This is a genomic window from Streptosporangium sp. NPDC002544, assembly GCF_040295965.1.
Taxonomy (GTDB): Bacteria; Actinomycetota; Actinomycetes; order Streptosporangiales; family Streptosporangiaceae; genus Streptosporangium.
Genome location: NZ_JBEOWJ010000019.1, coordinates 1 through 17,240, shown reverse-complemented (window position 1 = coordinate 17,240; position 17,240 = coordinate 1). Strand labels below are relative to the sequence as shown.

Annotated in this window: 17 protein-coding genes; 11 read left to right on the top strand and 6 right to left on the bottom strand. The window is 70.1% G+C overall.

The annotated features are described in order from the left end of the window. The first annotated feature begins 39 nt into the window (after window positions 1–39). Window positions 40–786, top strand: a complete 747-nt coding sequence (locus ABT061_RS26925; protein ID WP_350922950.1) for an MBL fold metallo-hydrolase — start codon at window positions 40–42, stop codon at window positions 784–786. A 16-nt stretch (window positions 787–802) separates the two neighbouring features. On the opposite strand, the gene ABT061_RS26920 is transcribed toward ABT061_RS26925, so the two are convergent. After that, entirely contained in the window at window positions 803–2,023 is a 1,221-nt protein-coding gene (locus ABT061_RS26920) for an MFS transporter (RefSeq protein WP_350922948.1), read from the bottom strand. Between the two features lie 81 nt (window positions 2,024–2,104). Continuing rightward, a complete protein-coding gene (locus ABT061_RS26915) occupies window positions 2,105–2,677 on the bottom strand; it encodes a helix-turn-helix domain-containing protein (protein ID WP_350922945.1) in 573 nt (190 codons plus the stop codon). Window positions 2,678–2,749: 72 nt separating this feature from the next. Here ABT061_RS26915 and ABT061_RS26910 point away from each other — a divergent pair, with 72 nt between their 5' ends. Continuing rightward, window positions 2,750–3,985 (top strand): benzoate/H(+) symporter BenE family transporter, encoded by a 1,236-nt coding sequence (locus tag ABT061_RS26910; RefSeq protein ID WP_350922943.1) that lies wholly within the window; start codon window positions 2,750–2,752, stop codon window positions 3,983–3,985. Window positions 3,986–3,997: 12 nt separating this feature from the next. Here the strand turns inward: ABT061_RS26910 and ABT061_RS26905 are convergent, their stop codons facing one another. Then, window positions 3,998–4,492 (bottom strand): hypothetical protein, encoded by a 495-nt coding sequence (locus ABT061_RS26905; RefSeq protein ID WP_350922941.1) that lies wholly within the window; start codon window positions 4,490–4,492, stop codon window positions 3,998–4,000. Between the two features lie 233 nt (window positions 4,493–4,725). Here ABT061_RS26905 and corA point away from each other — a divergent pair, with 233 nt between their 5' ends. From corA to ABT061_RS26890, 3 genes are all read left to right on the top strand, one after another. After that, complete coding sequence (gene corA, locus ABT061_RS26900) at window positions 4,726–5,694, top strand: magnesium/cobalt transporter CorA (protein ID WP_350922938.1); 969 nt, start codon at window positions 4,726–4,728, stop codon at window positions 5,692–5,694. A 125-nt stretch (window positions 5,695–5,819) separates the two neighbouring features. Next, window positions 5,820–6,488 (top strand): response regulator, encoded by a 669-nt coding sequence (locus tag ABT061_RS26895; RefSeq protein ID WP_350922936.1) that lies wholly within the window; start codon window positions 5,820–5,822, stop codon window positions 6,486–6,488. 95 nt (window positions 6,489–6,583) lie between these two features. Beyond that, window positions 6,584–7,306 (top strand): HNH endonuclease family protein, encoded by a 723-nt coding sequence (locus ABT061_RS26890; RefSeq protein WP_350922933.1) that lies wholly within the window; start codon window positions 6,584–6,586, stop codon window positions 7,304–7,306. A gap of 291 nt (window positions 7,307–7,597) precedes the next feature. On the opposite strand, the gene ABT061_RS26885 is transcribed toward ABT061_RS26890, so the two are convergent. After that, complete coding sequence (locus ABT061_RS26885; RefSeq protein WP_350922931.1) at window positions 7,598–8,191, bottom strand: class I SAM-dependent methyltransferase; 594 nt, start codon at window positions 8,189–8,191, stop codon at window positions 7,598–7,600. 57 nt (window positions 8,192–8,248) lie between these two features. Between ABT061_RS26885 and ABT061_RS26880 the strand changes: the two genes are divergently transcribed. Beyond that, window positions 8,249–8,749, top strand: coding sequence for a MarR family winged helix-turn-helix transcriptional regulator (locus ABT061_RS26880; RefSeq protein WP_350922929.1), 501 nt, complete (start codon window positions 8,249–8,251; stop codon window positions 8,747–8,749). Between the two features lie 126 nt (window positions 8,750–8,875). Here ABT061_RS26880 and ABT061_RS26875 read toward each other — a convergent pair whose 3' ends face one another. Beyond that, complete coding sequence (locus tag ABT061_RS26875) at window positions 8,876–9,871, bottom strand: LacI family DNA-binding transcriptional regulator (protein ID WP_350922926.1); 996 nt, start codon at window positions 9,869–9,871, stop codon at window positions 8,876–8,878. A gap of 426 nt (window positions 9,872–10,297) precedes the next feature. Here ABT061_RS26875 and ABT061_RS26870 point away from each other — a divergent pair, with 426 nt between their 5' ends. Continuing rightward, window positions 10,298–12,016 carry a discoidin domain-containing protein gene (locus ABT061_RS26870; protein WP_350922924.1) on the top strand — a complete coding sequence of 573 codons (1,719 nt, stop codon included), beginning with the start codon at window positions 10,298–10,300 and terminating at the stop codon, window positions 12,014–12,016. Window positions 12,017–12,133: 117 nt separating this feature from the next. After that, window positions 12,134–12,997: a DUF1996 domain-containing protein gene (locus tag ABT061_RS26865; RefSeq protein ID WP_350922922.1), complete on the top strand. Its 864-nt coding sequence runs from the start codon at window positions 12,134–12,136 to the stop codon at window positions 12,995–12,997. 127 nt (window positions 12,998–13,124) lie between these two features. On the opposite strand, the gene ABT061_RS26860 is transcribed toward ABT061_RS26865, so the two are convergent. After that, window positions 13,125–13,955 (bottom strand): hypothetical protein, encoded by an 831-nt coding sequence (locus ABT061_RS26860; protein ID WP_350922919.1) that lies wholly within the window; start codon window positions 13,953–13,955, stop codon window positions 13,125–13,127. Between the two features lie 378 nt (window positions 13,956–14,333). Here ABT061_RS26860 and ABT061_RS26855 point away from each other — a divergent pair, with 378 nt between their 5' ends. The 3 genes from ABT061_RS26855 (at window position 14,334) to ABT061_RS26845 (ending at window position 17,064) form a co-directional block, all read left to right on the top strand. Then, window positions 14,334–15,095 (top strand): 2,3-dihydro-2,3-dihydroxybenzoate dehydrogenase, encoded by a 762-nt coding sequence (locus ABT061_RS26855; RefSeq protein WP_350922916.1) that lies wholly within the window; start codon window positions 14,334–14,336, stop codon window positions 15,093–15,095. Between the two features lie 120 nt (window positions 15,096–15,215). Next, window positions 15,216–16,364: an isochorismate synthase DhbC gene (dhbC, locus tag ABT061_RS26850; RefSeq protein WP_350922913.1), complete on the top strand. Its 1,149-nt coding sequence runs from the start codon at window positions 15,216–15,218 to the stop codon at window positions 16,362–16,364. A gap of 31 nt (window positions 16,365–16,395) precedes the next feature. Further along, the gene (locus ABT061_RS26845; protein WP_350922910.1) at window positions 16,396–17,064 is read left to right on the top strand and encodes an isochorismatase family protein; all 669 of its coding nucleotides are present in this window, start codon (window positions 16,396–16,398) and stop codon (window positions 17,062–17,064) included. Window positions 17,065–17,240 lie beyond the last annotated feature (176 nt).

Here is a 17,240-nt window from a genome sequence, read left to right as displayed (position 1 = left end):
TGGCGAGGGCGGGAACCACTTAATCGAACAGGAGAGCGAATGCTTCACCAGCCGATAACGGTCGCCGGGGTCGAGGTGTTCCCGCTGTGTGACGCGGTGGGGCCGATGGGCGACTCGATCCGGCGCCCGATGCGGGAGATGTTCCCCGGTGGCTGCCACGGCGAGCCGGACGAGTGGATCCTGCACTTCCACTGCTACCTGCTGCGCGACGCGGCGGGCCGTACGGTGCTCGTCGACACGGGCATCGGCCCCAGTGACTCGCCCGCGTCGAGCTGGGCGCCGGTGCCCGGCGCGCTGGGCGCGGAGCTGGCCCGGGTGGGGACGGCCCCCGAGGAGGTGGCGGCCGTGGTCATCACGCACCTGCACAGCGACCACGCGGGCGGGGCGGTGGTCGCGGGGGTGCCGGCCTTCCCCAACGCCCGGTACGTCCTGCAGCGCGCGGAGATCGACGCGGCGGCCGAGGCGGTCCTGGACCACGTCGTCCGGCCGCTGGGCGAGCGGGTGCAGGCCGTGGACGGCGGTGCGGAGGTGCTGCCGGGCATCCGGGTGCTGCTCGCGCCGGGGCACACCCCCGGCCATCAGATCGTCCAGGTCGGCGATCTGCTGCTGACCGGCGACGTGGTGCTGCATCCGGTGCAACTGGAGAACCCGCGGGTGACCTACCTCTACGACGACGATCCCGAGCTGGCCGCGGCCACGCGGGTGGAGCTGCTCGACCGGGTCAGGGCGGAGCGGGGAACGATCGGCACCGCCCACTTCGCCGAGCCCTTCACCCGGATCGTCTGACGGGAGACAGCCGGCCCTACGTGCTCGCCTGGGCGGCGGAGAGCAGGCGGCGCGCCTTGCCCCGGTAGCGGATGACCTGGACGACACCCAGGGCCCAGATCGGATACTGCGTGGCGAACGCCCATCGGAAGGCCTCCGGGCCGCTCCCGCCCACCAGGTCGAGGGTGACGCCGATCAGCACGATCACCGACACGGACGCGACGAAGCCGCCGCCGTTCACGATGCCGGTGGCCACGCCGATCCGGGTGGCCGGGTTGAAGGTCCTGGCGTAGTCGAAGCCGATCAACGACCCGGGGCCGTTGGCCGCCAGCACCACCACGAGCGTCACCAGCAGCCAGAGCGGTGCCCGCCCCGGCCAGAGCAGTACGGCGGTCCACGCCCCGGCGGTGGTACCGATCACGACGAACACCATCCGGGAGCGGTGAAAAGGGAACCGCCCGGCGAGGTAGCCGAGCAGCGGCCCGCACACCATGCCGCACAGGGTCAGTGTGGACAGCAGCACACCCGCCGTCGAGGGGGACAGCCCCTGGCCCTGGACCAGGAAGGGATATCCCCACAGCACCAGGAAGGCCGCGGCCGAGCACTGGGTGGCCGCGTGGGTCCACATGCCCAGCCGGGTGCCGGGCTCGGCCCAGGCGGCCTTCAGGCTCGGCGACTCCCCCGTACGCTCGGGGCGGGCGTCGCGCACCACCATGACCAGCAGGAACGCGGAGACCACGCCCAGAAGGGCGGCGCCCACGAAGGTCGGCGTCCAGCCGTAGGTGTGCAGGGAGTGGATGAGGGGCACCGCGGAGGCGATCGCGCCGAGCTGGCCGATCAGGCCGGTGAGCTGGACCATCAGCGGGTTGCGACGGGCCGGGAAGGAGAGGCCGACCAGTCTGATCACGCTGATGAACGTCATCGCGTCCCCGCACCCGATCAACGTCCGCCCGGCGACCCCCGGCAGCAGGCCTTCGGCCAGGGCGAAGACGAGTTCGCCGCAGGCCATCACCATGGCCCCCAGGACCAGCATGCGCTTGGAACCGAGCCGGTCGACCAGCATCCCGACGGGCACCTGCATGCCCGCGTAGACCAGGAGCTGGCACATGGCCAGGACCGAGAGCCCCGCCGCGCCGACGTCGAGCCTCGCCGCCGCCTCGATGCCCGCCACGCCCAGTGACTGCCGGTGGAATACGGCTATGACGTAGGCCAGTACACCCGTGGCCCAGATGAGAATCGCTGTGGACCGTGGTGTCATACGGCAAATATTACTTTTTGGAAATTTTACGAATTCGAGTGGGTCACCGAGCGCCGGCGGAGGCCGCGCGGGCCGCCGGGATCAGCGGCGCGGGTAGCGGATGAGCAGACTGGCGTGGACGTCCTGGTCGCCGAGAGCGGCGTAGGTGTGCGGAACGTCCGACCGCCAGGAGATGTGCTCGCCGGGACCGGCCCGCAGGGGGGCACCGGCCGGTCCCGCGCTGAGCGTGCCGGCGAAGACGGTCAGGTACTCGGTGACGCCCCTGTGGTGGGCGGGCGAGATCTGTGGCGCCCCCGCGCGGATCACCAGCCGGTAGAGCTCATACGTGACTGCCTCGTCCTCGAAGACCTGGAGCAGCGTCCCCTCCGTGGCGGTGCCATGCATGACGGGGACCGTGGGGCTCGAGTCCTCCGACGGCGGGGTGCCGAAGGCCATGGCCAGGGGGACGCCGAGTTCGGCGGTGATTGCCCAGAGGGTTTCCAGCGTGGGGTTGCGGGTGCCGTTCTCCAGGCCGGAGAGCGTGGCCTTGCCGACGCCGGCGCCGCGGGCGAGGGCGGACAGGGAGATGCCGCGCTCTTCACGCAGCCGGCGGATCCGCCGCCCGATGTCGGCCATGTCGCCGTCCACAGCGGGGCGTTGTGCTTCGGAGTCCATGGGGCTATCGTGCAGCACCGAACCCGTTCCGTTTACGGAACGATAGGCGCCCCCTCGTGTGAGGACCGACAGATGACACGCCTGCTTCAACCCGTGCTGGCCGGAGTGGTGACCGCGGTGGTCGGCTTCGCCAGCTCCTTCGCCGTGGTCCTGGCCGGGCTCAGGGCCGTGGGCGCGGACCAGCGACAGGCGGCGTCAGGGCTGCTCGCGCTCTGCGTGGCCAACGGCGTGGTGGCCATCTGGCTGGGAGTGCGGCAGCGGCTCCCGATCACCATCGCCTGGTCTACGCCGGGAGCGGCGCTACTGGTCTCGACCGGAGCCGTGGAGGGTGGTTTTCCCGTCGCGGTCGGCGCGTTCGCGGTCTCGGGGCTTCTCCTCACCGCGGTCGGGCTCTTCCCCGTCCTGGGCCGCTGGATCGCGTCCATCCCCACCCCGATCGCCGGTGCCATGCTCGCCGGGGTCCTGCTCGACCTGTGCGTCGCGCCGGTCAGGGCGCTCGCCGAGGTACCGCTGATGGCCGGCCCCGCCGTTCTCGCCTGGGCGCTGCTGAGCAGGTTCGCCCGAGGGTGGGCGACCCCGGTGGCCCTCCTCGTCGCCGTCGCGGCGATCGCCCTGACCGGGCCGGGGCTGGGAGCGGTGGACGTGCGGCCGGTGGTGGAGGTGACCGTCCCGTCCTGGAGCGCCCAGGCACTGGTCAGCGTCGCGCTCCCGCTGTTCCTGGTCACCATGGCCTCGCAGAACGTGCCGGGCATGGCGGTCCTCGCCGGGTACGGCTACCGTCCCCCGCTGCGGGGGATCCTCGTCTCCACCGGTCTGGCGAGCACGCTGGGCGCTCCGCTGGGCGGCCACGCGGTGAACCTGGCGGCGATCAGTGCCGCCCTGGCCGCCGGGCCCGACGCCGACCCCGACCCGGCCCGCCGGTGGATCGCCTCGGTCAGCGCGGGCGCCTCGATGATCGTCCTCGGTATCGGCTCGGGTCTGGCCACGGCGCTCGTCCTGCTCTCCCCGTCGTCGCTCATCGAGGCCGTCGCCGGTCTCGCCCTGCTCGGCGCGTTCGCCTCGGCCGTCGCCTCCGCGGTCGCCGACCCCGAGGGCAGGGAGGCCGCGGTCGTCACCTTCGTGGTCACCGCCTCGGGGCTGACGATTCTGGGGGTCGGCGCCGCCTTCTGGGGACTCGTGGCCGGTGGGCTCATGACGCTGCTGCACCGCCGCCGGAGATCCCCTCAGGCTCCTCCGGACACGGCCATGGCGAACGATGGCGGCCCGGTTACGTCTCAGCCGGGGCGGCCCGCGGGCCGCCCCGGCTGAGGGGAGACGTGACTAGTGGTGGTCCGGGCGCCCGTGGCGACCGGCCACGAGCTGGTCGGTGGAGGGCTGGCGGGGCACCTCGACCCGGGGGTGGGGCGCGGTGTCCTCGGCGCGGTCGTCGACGCCGTCACGGTCACGGTCGACCACGGGAGCCGCGGGAGCCGTGGAAGCCGTGGGAGTGGCGGGGGTCGCTTCGAGCTTGCGCTCCAGTTCCCGCTTCTCCTCCTCCAGGCGGATGACCCGGTCACGAGCCTCCGCGCGCGAGGTACGGAGCCTGCGCCGGTGCGCGGACGAGCGCCGCATTCCGGCGAACATGATTCCCAGGCCGAGCAGGAGAACCGCTCCGGTGGCCACACCCGCGAAGAAGAGCTCCAGCTGGGTGAGCTGGATCACGCGGTCGAACATGGTGAACGTCGCGGTGGTGGTCGATGCTGCGGTCTCGTCCCAGGAGACCGCGATCACGGTCGCACCCGCGAGTACGATCAAGAGAAGTCCCAGCACTATCATGTGACCTCACCTCAGGCTTCGGCTGTTGTGGTAGGCACTGCTGCCCCGGGCGGGCGGGATTATTCATGCGAATCCCCGTGGCCACCGGGGAATGTGGCGGACCGGCCGCCGGGAGGCGGGCGCGGCTCTCCGGCACCGGGCGGTCCGGTCCCCCGGGGCCGAGACATGAGGTCTGAAGATGTGGATCTGACGGGGATTCCAGGTCTGCCGGCGCGGGTCTAGGGTGGGCGCCCATGGACCGCACCCGCCTGTACCGCAACGGGGTTCTGGAAGCCGAGGGGTTTCCCATCGACGACGTCTCCGAGCACGTGGGGGACACATCGGCCGTCGTCTGGTTCGACCTCTGCTCGCCCACCCAGGCGGACCTGGCGAAGATCAGCGAGGAGCTGGGTCTCCACCCCCTGGCCGTCGAGGACGCGATCCACAGCCAGCAGCGCCCCAAACTCGACACCTACGACAGCCACCTGTTCATCACCGTCTACGCGACGAAGCTCGCGGAGCAGGGGCTCGACTTCATCGAGATCTCGATCTTCATGACCAGGAACGCCCTGGTCACCGTGAGGGAGAGCCCCGAGTTCGACATCGACGAGGTGATCAGGCGCTGGGACGCCAACGCCGACATGGCCAAGTTCGGGGCGCCGTATCTGCTGCACGCCCTGCTCGACTACATCGTGGACGGCTACTTCGAGATCCTCCAGGTGGTGGACGACCGGGTCGAGGAGCTGGAGGACGACCTCTTCCAGAACAGCTCCCGGGACATGCAGCACATCCAGCGCCGGACCTTCGACATGCACAAGAAGCTGGTGCGCTTCCGGCGGCTGGCGGTGCCGACGCGTGAGGTCGTGGGCAGTCTGCTGCGCAGGGGGGAGGACGTCATGGACCGTGGGCTGACCCCGTACTACCAGGACGTCTACGACCACACGCTGCGCACCGCGGAGTGGAGCGAGTCGCTGCGGGACCTGGTGAGCAACGTCCGCGAGGCCCATATGAACCAGCAGGGATTCCGGCTCAACGACATCATGAAGAAGATCACAAGCTGGGCGGCCATCATCGCGGTGCCCACGATGATCACCGGCTTCTACGGGCAGAACGTGCCCTACCCCGGCTTCGGGCAGCCGATCGGGTTCTGGGTGTCCACGGCCCTGATCGTCGTGGGCACCATCCTGCTCTACCGGGCGTTCCAGAAGCGCAACTGGCTCTGATCCGGCCGGACCCCGTGCCCACTCCGGGTATTTGGTCGGCCGTAACCTGGCCTCGGGGAGGGGGACCGGCCGCCGGAGACCGCACCATGCCCCTCCCAGGCTGTGCTCGCAACCGTGGAGGACCCGTGACGCGCATCCTCGTCGTCGATGACGAGCCCCAGCTCCTGCGGGCGCTGAGGATCAACCTGGTCGCCCGCCGGTACGAGGTGGCCGTGGCCGCCGACGGCGCCGCCGCCCTGCGCCAGGCCGCGGATTGGCACCCCGACCTGGTGGTGCTCGACCTCGGCCTGCCCGACATGGACGGGGTGGACGTCATCCAGGGGTTGCGCGGCTGGACCACCGTTCCGATCATCGTGCTGTCCGGCCGGGCCGAGGGCCATGACAAGGTGGAGGCCCTGGACGCGGGCGCGGACGACTACGTCACCAAGCCGTTCGGCGTCGACGAGTTGCTCGCCCGGATCCGCGCGGTGTCGCGCCGCACCTCGCTTCCCGAGGAGGAGCCGGCCCGGTTCGTGATCGGTGAGCACGAGGTGGACCTGGCGGGCAGGACCGTCTCGGGTGGCGTGCGACTGACCCCCACCGAGTGGCGCCTGCTGGAGATACTGGTCCGCAACCCCGGCAAGCTCATCACCCAGCGCCGCCTGCTGAACGACGTCTGGGGCTCCTCGTACCACAAGGAGACCAACTACCTGCGCCAGTACATGGCCCAGATGCGCAAGAAACTGGAGCGTGATCCCGCACACCCGGTCCATCTGCTCACCGAACCTGGCATGGGCTACCGCTTCCAGCCCTGACCGGTCAGGTCTCAACCCGCGGACACCCCCGTGTCAACCAACCGATTCCCGGGAATCAGTCAAGAACGGGCCGGTAGACCCTTCTGGAGGCATGGGTGGGCACGCGGGGGGTGGTCGCCGTGGTGCTGGGCGCCGCGATGCTCTTCTCCCTGTCGACGCACGGCGACACGCGTGCGAGGGCCGCGCCGGCGAGGATCATGCCGCTGGACAACCCGGATGGCCTGCGGCCCGGGCTGGCGCCGGTCAGGTCGGCCGGAGACCGGGGTGCCGCGGTCAGGTTGATCAGCAGGCTCCGGGTCGGGCGGATGGGGTCGAAGGCCGGCTACAGCCGGGCCAGGTTCGGCGCGAACTGGGCCGACACCGCCAGTGGTGTGCCGTACGCGCGCAACGGCTGCCGTACCCGCGACGACCTGCTGGCCCGCGACGGGGAGGAGGTGCGCTACCGTCGCGGATCCGGCTGCGTGGTCGTCTCCATGAGGCTGCGTGATCCCTACACCGGCCGGATCGTGCACTGGAGCAAGAAGCGCTCCGATGAGATCCAGGTCGACCACGTGGTCCCGCTCTCCTACGAGTGGCGGATGGGAGCCTCCCGCTGGTCGCGGTCCAAGCGGATGCGCATCGCCAACGACCCGCTCAACCTCCTCCCGGTGTACGGCGGCGCCAACGAGGCCAAGGGCGGATCGGGGCCGGCCTCCTGGCTTCCCCCCAGGCGCGGGGTCCGCTGCGCCTACGTGGTCCGCTTCGCCCAGGTGGCCCTGAAGTACCACCTGCCGGTCACCCGAGCGGACAAGAAGGTCATGCTCGCCCAGTGCCGGTGACCTCCAGCGGATCGGTCGGAAGAGGTCCTCTATCCTTCGGAGCCGTTCCTCCACCGTCCTCCCAGCCGGTCGCCGGTCGCCTCCGGCGCCGATCCGGACCAGCAGGCGAAGGGACTCCCATGACCTCTCCGGCACTGACCGTCGACGAGCCGACCACTCGGCGGGACCACGACGCGCCGACCGCGCCATATCCGCCGAGCACCGGGGCTCTCATCGCCCGGTCCCCGATCCGGGAGGGAGGCACGGGGCCTCGGGGGTCCAAAGAAGACGACTCGGAGACGGGGCAGGGCTTCAGGAGGTTTCGACCACGACCCGGCCGATGAACCTGATCGGCAGGCGGCTGGTGCGGACGGTCTCCAGGCGGACGGGATGTCCCGGGAACGCGGCACGGGCGGCGGCCTCGGCCCGGCGCAACGCGAACCGGAAGTCGTAGATCCAGATGCGGCCACCGGGGCCGAGGACCCGGCGCAACTCGCGCAGTCCCGCGGCGGCGTCCGGCCAGTGGTGCTGGCTCATGCTGGAGACGATCAGGTCGAAGCCACCGTCGGGGTAGGGGAGGTCGGCGACGTCGCCCACGGCGAAGTCGACACGGCCGGCGAGCCCGGCCTCCGCCGCGTTCTGCCGGGCGCGGTCGATCATTTCGGCGGACAGGTCGAGGCCCTCGACCCGCAGTTCCGGCAAGGCACGGGCGATCGCGAGAGGGACCCGCCCGGGGCCGGTGCCCACGTCGAGCACCCTGGTTCCCCCCGCGGGCGCCGCCGACACGACGTCGGCCGTGACCTTGGTGTAGAGGGGACGGAATCCGCGGCTGATGAGCCGGTCGTAGAGGCCACCGTGGTGGAAGAGACCGAACAGGCTCGCACGGGCACGATGGATGGCACGCATGACGCTCTCCTATAGTTGTAAAGCACAACTGTGCACTGTCGAGCATAGGATAGATAGTTGTACGATACAACTCATGGGGAGGCGTTCCCCGATGACGAGCTGCGTCGTCTGTTGAAGCTGCTTGTCAGGACGGGTGGACTGCTCGAACCGCATGACTACGGTGGCCTGCGCGTCTCCCTGTCGGAGGTGTTCGCCCTCGGTGAGCTCGCCGACTCCGGGACGCTCTCCCAGGGGGAACTGGCCACCCGTCTGAGCCTGGAGAAGAGCACGGTGAGCCGTCTGGCCGCGGGCATGGAACGGCGGGGGTGGTTGTCGCGCGAACGGGACCCGGCCAACCGCCGTTTCTACCGTCTCCGCCTCACCCCTGACGGATGGACCGCCGCCGAGCGGGTCGGCGCCGACCTGCGCACCACGCACGCCGCACTGTTCGAGGGGCTCACGGCCGACGAGCGCGCGGGCCTCACACTCGGGCTGACCGGCCTGGCCCGCGCCCTCCAGGGCAGGGACCACGTCGGGCGCGGGCGGGTTCCGCCCCACCTCCCGGGCGACGTCTCCTGAGGACATTCCTGGGCGGCGGAGTGCGTCACCGCGCCCCGCGGCGGGAAGGTCCGAGGCGCCCACCACAGGGATGGGGCGCCGTTCACCCCGGACCGCGCCCGCGAGAACTCCTTCGATTCCCGGCGGCTAGCTGGACTCCCTGATCACGAGCCGGGTCGGGAGGATCACCGGGGCGGCGTCCTCGCCTCGTAGCAGGCCGAGCAGCAGGCGGGCGGAGGCGGTGGCCTGCTCGCCCATCGGGCTGCGCACCGTGGTGAGCGGGGGGTCGGTGTAGAGGGCCGCCTCGATGTCGTCGAACCCCACCACCGCCACGTCGTCGGGCACCCGTCGGCCCGCCCGGCGCAGCGCCCGCATGGCGCCGATCGCCATCAGGTCGTTGGCGGCGAACACCGCGTCCAGCGCGGGGTCGTCCTCCAGCAGCTGTGCCATGGCCTCGGCTCCGGAGATCCGGGTGAAGTCGCCGATGGCCACGATCGAGCGCCGTCCGGTCTCGCTCAGCACCTCGCGGTAGGCGCCCAGCCTGTCCTGGGCCGCGGACATGTCCAGCGGCCCGGAGATGGTGGCGATCCTGCGCCGCCCCCGTTCCAGCAGGTGCCGCACCGCCTGGGCGGCACCGCCGACGTTGTCGTTGTCGACCCAGGGCGCGGCCACCTGAAAGGCGGGCCTGCCGTGTGAGACGAGCGGGACGCCCGTCGTGGCGAGCGCCGCGGGCAACGGGTCGGCGCCGTGCATCGACATGAGCATGACCGCGTCCACGTGACGGGCGGCCACGAACTGCCTGGCCCGCAGGCGGGCGTCATCCGAGCCCACGAGCATGAGCACCACCTGCTTGCCCGCCGCCTCGAACTCGCGGCTGGCCGCGCGCACGACCGTGGAGAACATCGGGTCGTCGGAGACGAGCCCGGCCGGTGGGTCGGAGACGATCACCGCGATGGAGTCGGTGCGCCGGGTCACCAGGCTGCGCGCCGCCGGGTTGGGGACGTAGCCCAGCTCGTTCACCGCCCGCATGACCAGGTCGCGGATGTCCGAGGCGACGGTCGGCTCGCCGTTCACCACCCTGGAGACCGTTGATTTGGACACGCCGGCCCGGGTGGCGACAGCCTCCAGGGTGGGTCGTCTCATGTGCTTCTCCCCGCAGTCCGTACCGCTGACCGGCCGGTGGTGCCGGAACGTGCGGTGCCACCTTCAAGGAGCCTAATCGAGGATCATGAAGAGAGCGCTCCCTCACAAAGGGTGATCAGAGATGAGATTTCTGTCAGTGGCGAGAACGGAGTCGATTTTTCCTCCTCGGCGACCCGTGAAGGAATCCGAGAAAACGCTCCCTAAAAAAGATCTTCTTAACTCCAGGTCACAGCCGCTTGCAACGGTGCAAAGCGTTTTGCGGGAGCGCTCCCTGAAGTGTGCGGTTGATTACCGGATCATGTGTAGTCCGTTTCCTGCTGGTTAAACGGGTACTTGACAGGCCCTGTCGGACGAGAGCACTCTCTGCTTGAGAGAGCGCTCCCCGACCCGTACCGGTACGCACCCCCCGCCCCCCGAGGAGACGCCATGCCCTCGCTTCGAAGTCCCGGCCGCCGTGTGGTCCTGATGATCGCCGCGGCCGTCACCCTCGTCACATCCTGTCTCGCCGTCGTGCCCGCCTCCGCCGCCGACACCCTGCTGTCCCAGGGCAAGACGGTGACCGCCTCGTCCGCGGAGAACGTGGCCTTCCCCGCGTCGGCGGCCGTCGACGGCGACGCGGGCACCCGCTGGTCCAGCGCGTTCGCCGATCCGCAGTGGATCCAGGTCGACCTCGGCGCCACCGCGACCATCACGCAGGTGTCGCTGAAGTGGGAGACCGCCTACGGCAGGGCCTTTGAGATCCAGACCTCGCCCAACGGCACCACCTGGACGCCGATCTACTCCACGACCACCGGCACCGGCGGCGACCAGACGCTGACGGTCAACGGATCCGGCCGTTACGTGCGGATGTACGGCACCCAGCGCTCCACCCAGTACGGCTACTCGCTGTGGGAGTTCCAGGTCTACGGCACCACCGGTTCCACGAATCCGGATCCCGACCCGGGTGCGCTCAAGCTGCTGTCCTACGGCAAGCCCGGTGCGGCCTCCACCTCACAACATGACGGAAACTGCTGGGAGTGCACCCCGGCCAAGGCGTTCGACCGCGACCCGGCCTCCCGCTGGGCGACCAGTTCCACCACCGGCTGGGTCGACCCGGGCTGGATCTCCGTCGACCTCGGCGCGACCGCGCAGATCAAGAGGGTCGTGCTGCAGTGGGATCCGGCCTACGCCAAGGCGTTCGAGATCCAGGTCTCCGCGAACGGGACCACCTGGACGCCGATCTACTCCACGACCACCGGCACCGGCTTCAAGCAGACGCTGAACGTCGACGGGACCGGCCGTTACGTGCGGATGTACGGCACCCAGCGGGCCACTCCCTACGGCTACTCACTGTGGGAGTTCCAGGTCTGGGGCACCGGCGGCGCCCCCATCACCCCGCCGCCGCTCCCGCCCGACCCGGCCAACCCGCCAAGGCTGGTCTGGAGTGACGAGTTCAACGGCGCGGCGGGGACCAGGCCCGACGCGGCCAAGTGGACCCAGGACCCGGGAACCGGCCCGAACAACGAGCTGGAGTACTACAACCCCAACAACACCGCGATGGACGGCAACGGCAACCTCGTCATCACGGCCCGGCAGGAGGCCACCCCGGGGTCGGCGTGCCCGGGCGGGACCTGCCAGTACACCTCGGGCCGGATCAACACCGGCGGCAAGTTCACCTTCACCTACGGCCGGGTCGAGGCCCGGGTCAAGGTCCCGAAGGGCAACGGCCTGTGGCCGGCGTTCTGGATGATGGGCGCCGACTTCCTCACCGGCAGGCCGTGGCCGTACAACGGCGAGATCGACATCCTGGAAGTCCTCGGCAAGGACGTCAAGACCGCCTACTCGACGGTCCACGCACCCGCCTACAACGGCGGCGGCGGTGTCGGCAGCCCGTACACGCTGCCGACAGGCGCGGACTTCTCCGACGACTTCCACGTCTGGGCCGCCAACTGGGACAGCAAGGGCATCGTCTACACCCTGGACGGCCGGACGGTCTTCACCATCAGCAAGGACCAGGTCGAGGCGACCCGGGGCCCGTGGGTCTTCGACCACCCCTTCTACATCATCCTCAACCTCGCGGTCGGCGGCGACTGGCCAGGACCGCCGGACGCGAGCACGGGTTTCCCCAAGCAGATGCTCGTCGACTACGTACGCGTCTACCAGTAACTCCACCGCTCCCCGGTACGGCTCGGTGAGCCGTACCGGGACCTCCCAAAGGAGTCACCCATGCACCCGGCACTCTCCCGGGCCGGCCTCCGACGCCGGTTACGCCCACTGACCCTGATGACCACACTGCTGGCGCTCCTGGGCACGTCCCTCGTCCTGCAGAGCACGCAGGCCGGCGCGACGTCACAGTCCAAGGCCGCCGGCTCGTCCGCGGCGGTCGTCCGGGTGGCGGAGTTCCTCGCCGACTGCCCGTTCAGCCACCGCCTGCCCGACGACCCGATCGTCTTCCCGGGACTTCCCGGCGCGTCGCACATGCACAGCTTCTTCGGCAGCACCTCCACCAACGCCCACACGACGCTGGCGTCCCTGCAGAGCTCTCCCAGCAACTGCAACCCGCGCGTCGACCTGTCGTCGTACTGGGTGCCGACCCTCTACAACGGCAACACCCCGGTGGAACCCACCGGCACCACGTTCTACTACCTGGGTGAGGGCGTCCGCGACGACATCATCGCGCGGACCCAGCCGCTGCCCCTGGGCCTGCGGATCGTCGCGGGCAACGCCAAGGCGACCGGGATCGACGACCCCAGCAGCAACGCGCGCTGGTCGTGCCTGCACGCCGGGCACGTGGGGTCCTCCAAGGACTTCGTCAACTGCCCGGCGGGCACCATGCTGGAGTCCTACCTGGACTTCCCGCAGTGCTGGAACGGCAGGGACCTGGACTCGGCCGACCACAAGAGCCACATGGCCTACCCGGTGGGCGGGGCCTGTCCCGCCTCGCACCCGGTGCCGGTGCCGAAGCTACGCCAGGTGCTGAGGTACCCGGTCAGCGGTGACCCGGCACAGCTGCGGCTGGCATCCGGGCGCGGGTACACGATGCACGGCGACTTCTTCAACGCCTGGCCCCCGGCCGAGATGGAGCGCCGCCTGCGCGACTGCATCCGCCCGATCATCAAGTGCGGCGCGGACGGCACGCCGTCCTGACACTTGACAACCGTGTCAGGGCGGTGACCCGTCCTGACACCGGTGGCGGGATCCGGAACACCGGGTCCTGCCACCGGCGGGCCGGGCGGGGCCGATCGGACCGGCGACGCGGGTGTCCCCATCGTGCCTACTGGCCCGTGGCCTCGGCCGTCTGCGTCTCCTCGGCGAGGGTGCCGCACTTGAAACCCGCCTCCCGCTCCGGATTGAGCCGGATGGATTCGAGGATGGTCTTGTCCATGGAGCGCCGGATGGTCTCCATCTTGTCGCAGTCGTAGAGGACATACGCGCCGTTGCTCTCGCCGAGCAGCATCATCCACCGGCTGTCGTAGAGCGGCTTGTCGTTCTCGGCACTCCGGAGAACGGCCCACTGGTCCTGGAAGCCGACGAAAGGAAGAAGATCGTTGGCCTTTCCCGTCTCCCGCATCTCCATCGCCCCGCTGTACATCTGCAGGATCAGCAGGAACCCCAGGCCGAGGCCGGTGAGGGCGCCGACGAGCACCTTCATCCCGGCGCGGCCGACGGGCTTGCGGCGCAGCAGCCGGAACGGCACCAGGAAGGCCAGCACGCCCAGCACCACGGCCACGACGACCTTGGCAGCGAGGTCGATCTCGCCGAAGAGGTTGAGCAGGCCCCAGTAGGTCGCGCCGCACCACAGCGCGGCGATCACAGCGATCAGCCAGGGCCGCCGCCGTACGGCGTTCGCGAGCTTGCCGACTGTGCCGAAGGTCACCTTGTCGGCCAGCCAGATCACCCCGACGATGACGCCGAGCAGCGGCAGGACGACCAGCAGCAGCAGGATCAGGGTGCCCATCAGCCGGCCGAGCAGGACGGACTGGTCGATCCCCGCCTGCTCCGGGCTGATCTCGAACACCTCGTACATCGACTGCACGCCGAGGTAGAGCACGGCGTAGAGTGCGACGCCGATCGGGACGACGACCGAGCCGATGCGCTCGATCATCTCCAGGACACCACTGCCTTCCTCCTCTTCCGATGGATCTGCCGGAGGAGTGTCTTGCGAAATAGGGGGAATATGCAAAGGTTGCTCAGAAATATCCTGGCTTGTCATGAAGAGTGATCATAAGCCGTAACGATTGACGTGACGTAGCTAGAAGACAAACGCGTCAGCCCCTCGGTCATCCATGCGAAAGCCCCAGGAATCGGCACAGCTCCGGCCCCCGCGCTCCTCATACGTCGCCACGTCCGGCGGTCAGGAGTGTTCGTGCCAACCTCTGTGATGTCCGCCTGATCTGTGAAAAGTAACTATAAGTTTTTGCTGCGCGACTTAAAGTAATGGCACTAGCCTGCCTACCGGCGAGAGGCTGACGGAGGTGGGGACATGCTGGCGGAAGGCGGAGTGGCCGTGGTCACCGGTGCGGCGCAGGGCATCGGCGAGGCGGTGGCGCGAGCCCTGACGGTGGCGGGCACGCGGGTCGCCGCGCTCGACGTGAACGCCGAGCGGATCGAGCGGGTCGCCGCCGGGCTCGGCACCGCGGTCGCCTACCCCTGCCAGGTCGCCGACAGCGCCGCCGTCGACGACGTCGTCGCGAGGGTCGAGGCCGACCTCGGCCCGATCGAACTGCTCGTCAACGTGGCCGGAGTGCTCTGCTCGGGATCGGCCGTCGCCATCAGCGACGACGACTGGGCCAGGACCTTCGCCGTCAACACCGGTGGGGTCTTCCACCTGTCCCGCGCGGTCGCCCGCCGGATGATCCCCCGTAGATCCGGGGCGATCGTCACCGTGGGGTCCAACGCCGCGGGCGTGCCGCGGATGAACATGTCGGCCTACGCGGCCTCCAAGGCGGCGGCCGCGCAGTTCACCAAGTGTCTCGGCCTGGAGTTGGCGCCGTACGGCATCCGCTGCAACGTGGTGTCGCCCGGTTCCACCGACACCCCCATGCAGCGTGCCCTGTGGACCGGCGGCCACGACGCGCGGGCGGCCATCGACGGATCGCCGTCCACCTTCCGGGTGGGCATCCCTCTCGGCCGCCTGGCCGACCCCGAGGACATCGCGAACGCGGTCCTCTTCCTGGCCTCCGACCGTGCCAGGCACATCACCATGCAGGACCTGTACGTCGACGGGGGCGCCACGCTCCGGTAGCGGAACGGTCCTCTCCCAGCGCCGGCCGCCCGCCGGCGCTGGTCCCTCCTATTCCTGGATCCCCTCCTGACAGGAGAGCTTTTCCCCATGTCGCCGAACGGCACCCTCACCATGTCCCGAATGCCGGACCTCCTGGAGGATTACGAACCCGGCACCTTCTTCTTCACCTCGCCGACCCGGACCCTGCTCGCCAGGGGGGTGTGCCAGGAGGTCCCCGATTCGGGGGCGACGAGCCTGCGAGACCGCGTCGCCTCCGCCCTGCGGGACGCCAGGAGCTCAGGTCACCCCAACCCCGTGGTGGTGGGCGCGATCCCCTTCCGCGACGACCGCCCGCCACGCCTGCTGGTGCCCGCCGCCGTCTGCTGGACGAGCCCACCGGCCGGCCTGCCCGCCGGTCCCGAGCAGGTCACGGGCACGTTCACCGGATTCGGCCCGGTCCCCGACCCCGGTGACTACCTGCGCGGAGTGGAGAAGGCACTGGTCAAGCTGACCGCGGGAGAGCTCAAGAAGATCGTGCTGGCCCGCGCCCTGGACGTCACCCTGGGTGCCCCCGTCGACGTCGGGCGGGTGCTGCGCAACCTCATCCGGCGCGACCCGCAGGCCTACGGTTACGCGGTCGACCTGCCGTCGAGCACCGCCACCGCCCGCACGCTGCTGGGGGCCAGCCCGGAACTGCTCGTCTCCCGGTCCGGCCGCCGGATCACCACGAACCCGCTGGCCGGGTCCGTACCCCGCCACCCGGACCCCGTCGTCGACGCGGAGCGGGCCCGCGCCCTGCTCGCCTCCGACAAGGATCTTCGCGAGCACGCGCTGGTGGTCGAGAGCATCGTGGAGGTCCTGCGTCCGTACTGCCGGGAACTCTCGGTGCCCGACGGACCCTCGCCGCTGTCCACCGCCTCCATGTGGCATCTGTCGACCCGGATCACCGGCGTGCTCGACGACCCCGCGGTCACGTCGCTGGAGCTGGCCACCATGCTGCACCCCACCCCCGCCGTCTGCGGCACCCCCGCGAGCGCCGCGCGCCAGGCCATCGAGGAGATCGAACCGTTCGACCGCGGCCTGTACGCCGGCCTGGTCGGGTGGGGGGACTCGGCGGGCGACGGCGAGTGGGTCGTGACCATCCGCTGTGCCGAGGTCGCCGACCAGACCCTGAGGCTGTTCGCCGGTGCGGGAATCGTCGCCGGTTCGGTGCCGGAGACCGAGCTCGCCGAGACCACCGCCAAGTTCCAGACCATGCTCCACGCCGTCGGCCTGGGCCAGGACCGCTGACCCACCGTCACAGGACAAGGAGACAGTACCCGTGGCCCTTCCCCAGATCGCCTCCTACCCGCTGCCGGGAGAAGGCGATCTTCCCGAGAACCAGGTGACCTGGCGCCCTGATCCGCGCCGCGCCGTCCTGCTGGTCCATGACATGCAGAACTACTTCCTCGCCCCCTTCGCCGCCGGTGCCCCACCGCTGACCGGGCTCATCGACAACATCGGCCTGCTGCGCGAGGCCTGCGCCGGGCTGGGGGTTCCGGTCGTCTACTCGATGCAGCCCAGCGGCCAGAACAGCCACCAGCGCGGCCTGCTCCAGGACTTCTGGGGCTCGGGCATCCCCGGTTCGCAGGAGAGTGAGATCGTCGCGAGCCTTCTCCCCGCGGCGTCCGACATCCTGCTCACCAAGTGGCGCTACAGCGCCTTCCGCATGACCGACCTACGCGCCCGGATGGACGCGATGGGCCGCGACCAGATCATCGTCTGCGGTGTCTACGCCCACATCGGCTGCCTCATGACCGCCTGCGACGCCTTCATGCAGGACCTGCAGCCGTTCCTCGTGGCCGATGCCGTCGCCGACTTCTCCGCGGAACACCACACCATGGCCCTCGCCTACGCCGCCCAGCGCTGCGCGGTCACGGCCGTCACCCGTGGCCTGCTGCGCGGGTGGGACCCCGCGGTGCCGCCCACCGAGCCGACCGGTGACGGGTAGTCGGCCACCGGAACCCGCTCCGCGAGGCCGGGCCACCCCCGAGGCGCGTCACGCCGTCGCCGGGGTGGTCTGTGGTGAGGTCGTCAGGTGTCCTGATCGATCCAGGGTGGCCACGGCGGCGGCGCTGCCGAGGCCGATCAGTGTCAGGGCCAGCCAGGGCAGGCTCGGCAGGCCCA

Bases quoted from the DNA above. Each gene is read 5' to 3' on its own strand.
- ABT061_RS26925 (WP_350922950.1), top strand. From the start codon at position 40: ATGCTTCACCAGCCGATAACGGTCGCCGGGGTCGAGGTGTTCCCGCTG.
- ABT061_RS26920 (WP_350922948.1), bottom strand. From the start codon at position 2,023: ATGACACCACGGTCCACAGCGATTCTCATCTGGGCCACGGGTGTACTG.
- ABT061_RS26915 (WP_350922945.1), bottom strand. From the start codon at position 2,677: ATGGACTCCGAAGCACAACGCCCCGCTGTGGACGGCGACATGGCCGAC.
- ABT061_RS26910 (WP_350922943.1), top strand. From the start codon at position 2,750: ATGACACGCCTGCTTCAACCCGTGCTGGCCGGAGTGGTGACCGCGGTG.
- ABT061_RS26905 (WP_350922941.1), bottom strand. From the start codon at position 4,492: ATGATAGTGCTGGGACTTCTCTTGATCGTACTCGCGGGTGCGACCGTG.
- corA (WP_350922938.1), top strand. From the start codon at position 4,726: ATGGACCGCACCCGCCTGTACCGCAACGGGGTTCTGGAAGCCGAGGGG.
- ABT061_RS26885 (WP_350922931.1), bottom strand. From the start codon at position 8,191: ATGCGTGCCATCCATCGTGCCCGTGCGAGCCTGTTCGGTCTCTTCCAC.
- ABT061_RS26875 (WP_350922926.1), bottom strand. From the start codon at position 9,871: ATGAGACGACCCACCCTGGAGGCTGTCGCCACCCGGGCCGGCGTGTCC.
- ABT061_RS26870 (WP_350922924.1), top strand. From the start codon at position 10,298: ATGCCCTCGCTTCGAAGTCCCGGCCGCCGTGTGGTCCTGATGATCGCC.
- ABT061_RS26865 (WP_350922922.1), top strand. From the start codon at position 12,134: ATGACCACACTGCTGGCGCTCCTGGGCACGTCCCTCGTCCTGCAGAGC.
- ABT061_RS26860 (WP_350922919.1), bottom strand. From the start codon at position 13,955: ATGATCGAGCGCATCGGCTCGGTCGTCGTCCCGATCGGCGTCGCACTC.
- ABT061_RS26855 (WP_350922916.1), top strand. From the start codon at position 14,334: ATGCTGGCGGAAGGCGGAGTGGCCGTGGTCACCGGTGCGGCGCAGGGC.
- dhbC (WP_350922913.1), top strand. From the start codon at position 15,216: ATGCCGGACCTCCTGGAGGATTACGAACCCGGCACCTTCTTCTTCACC.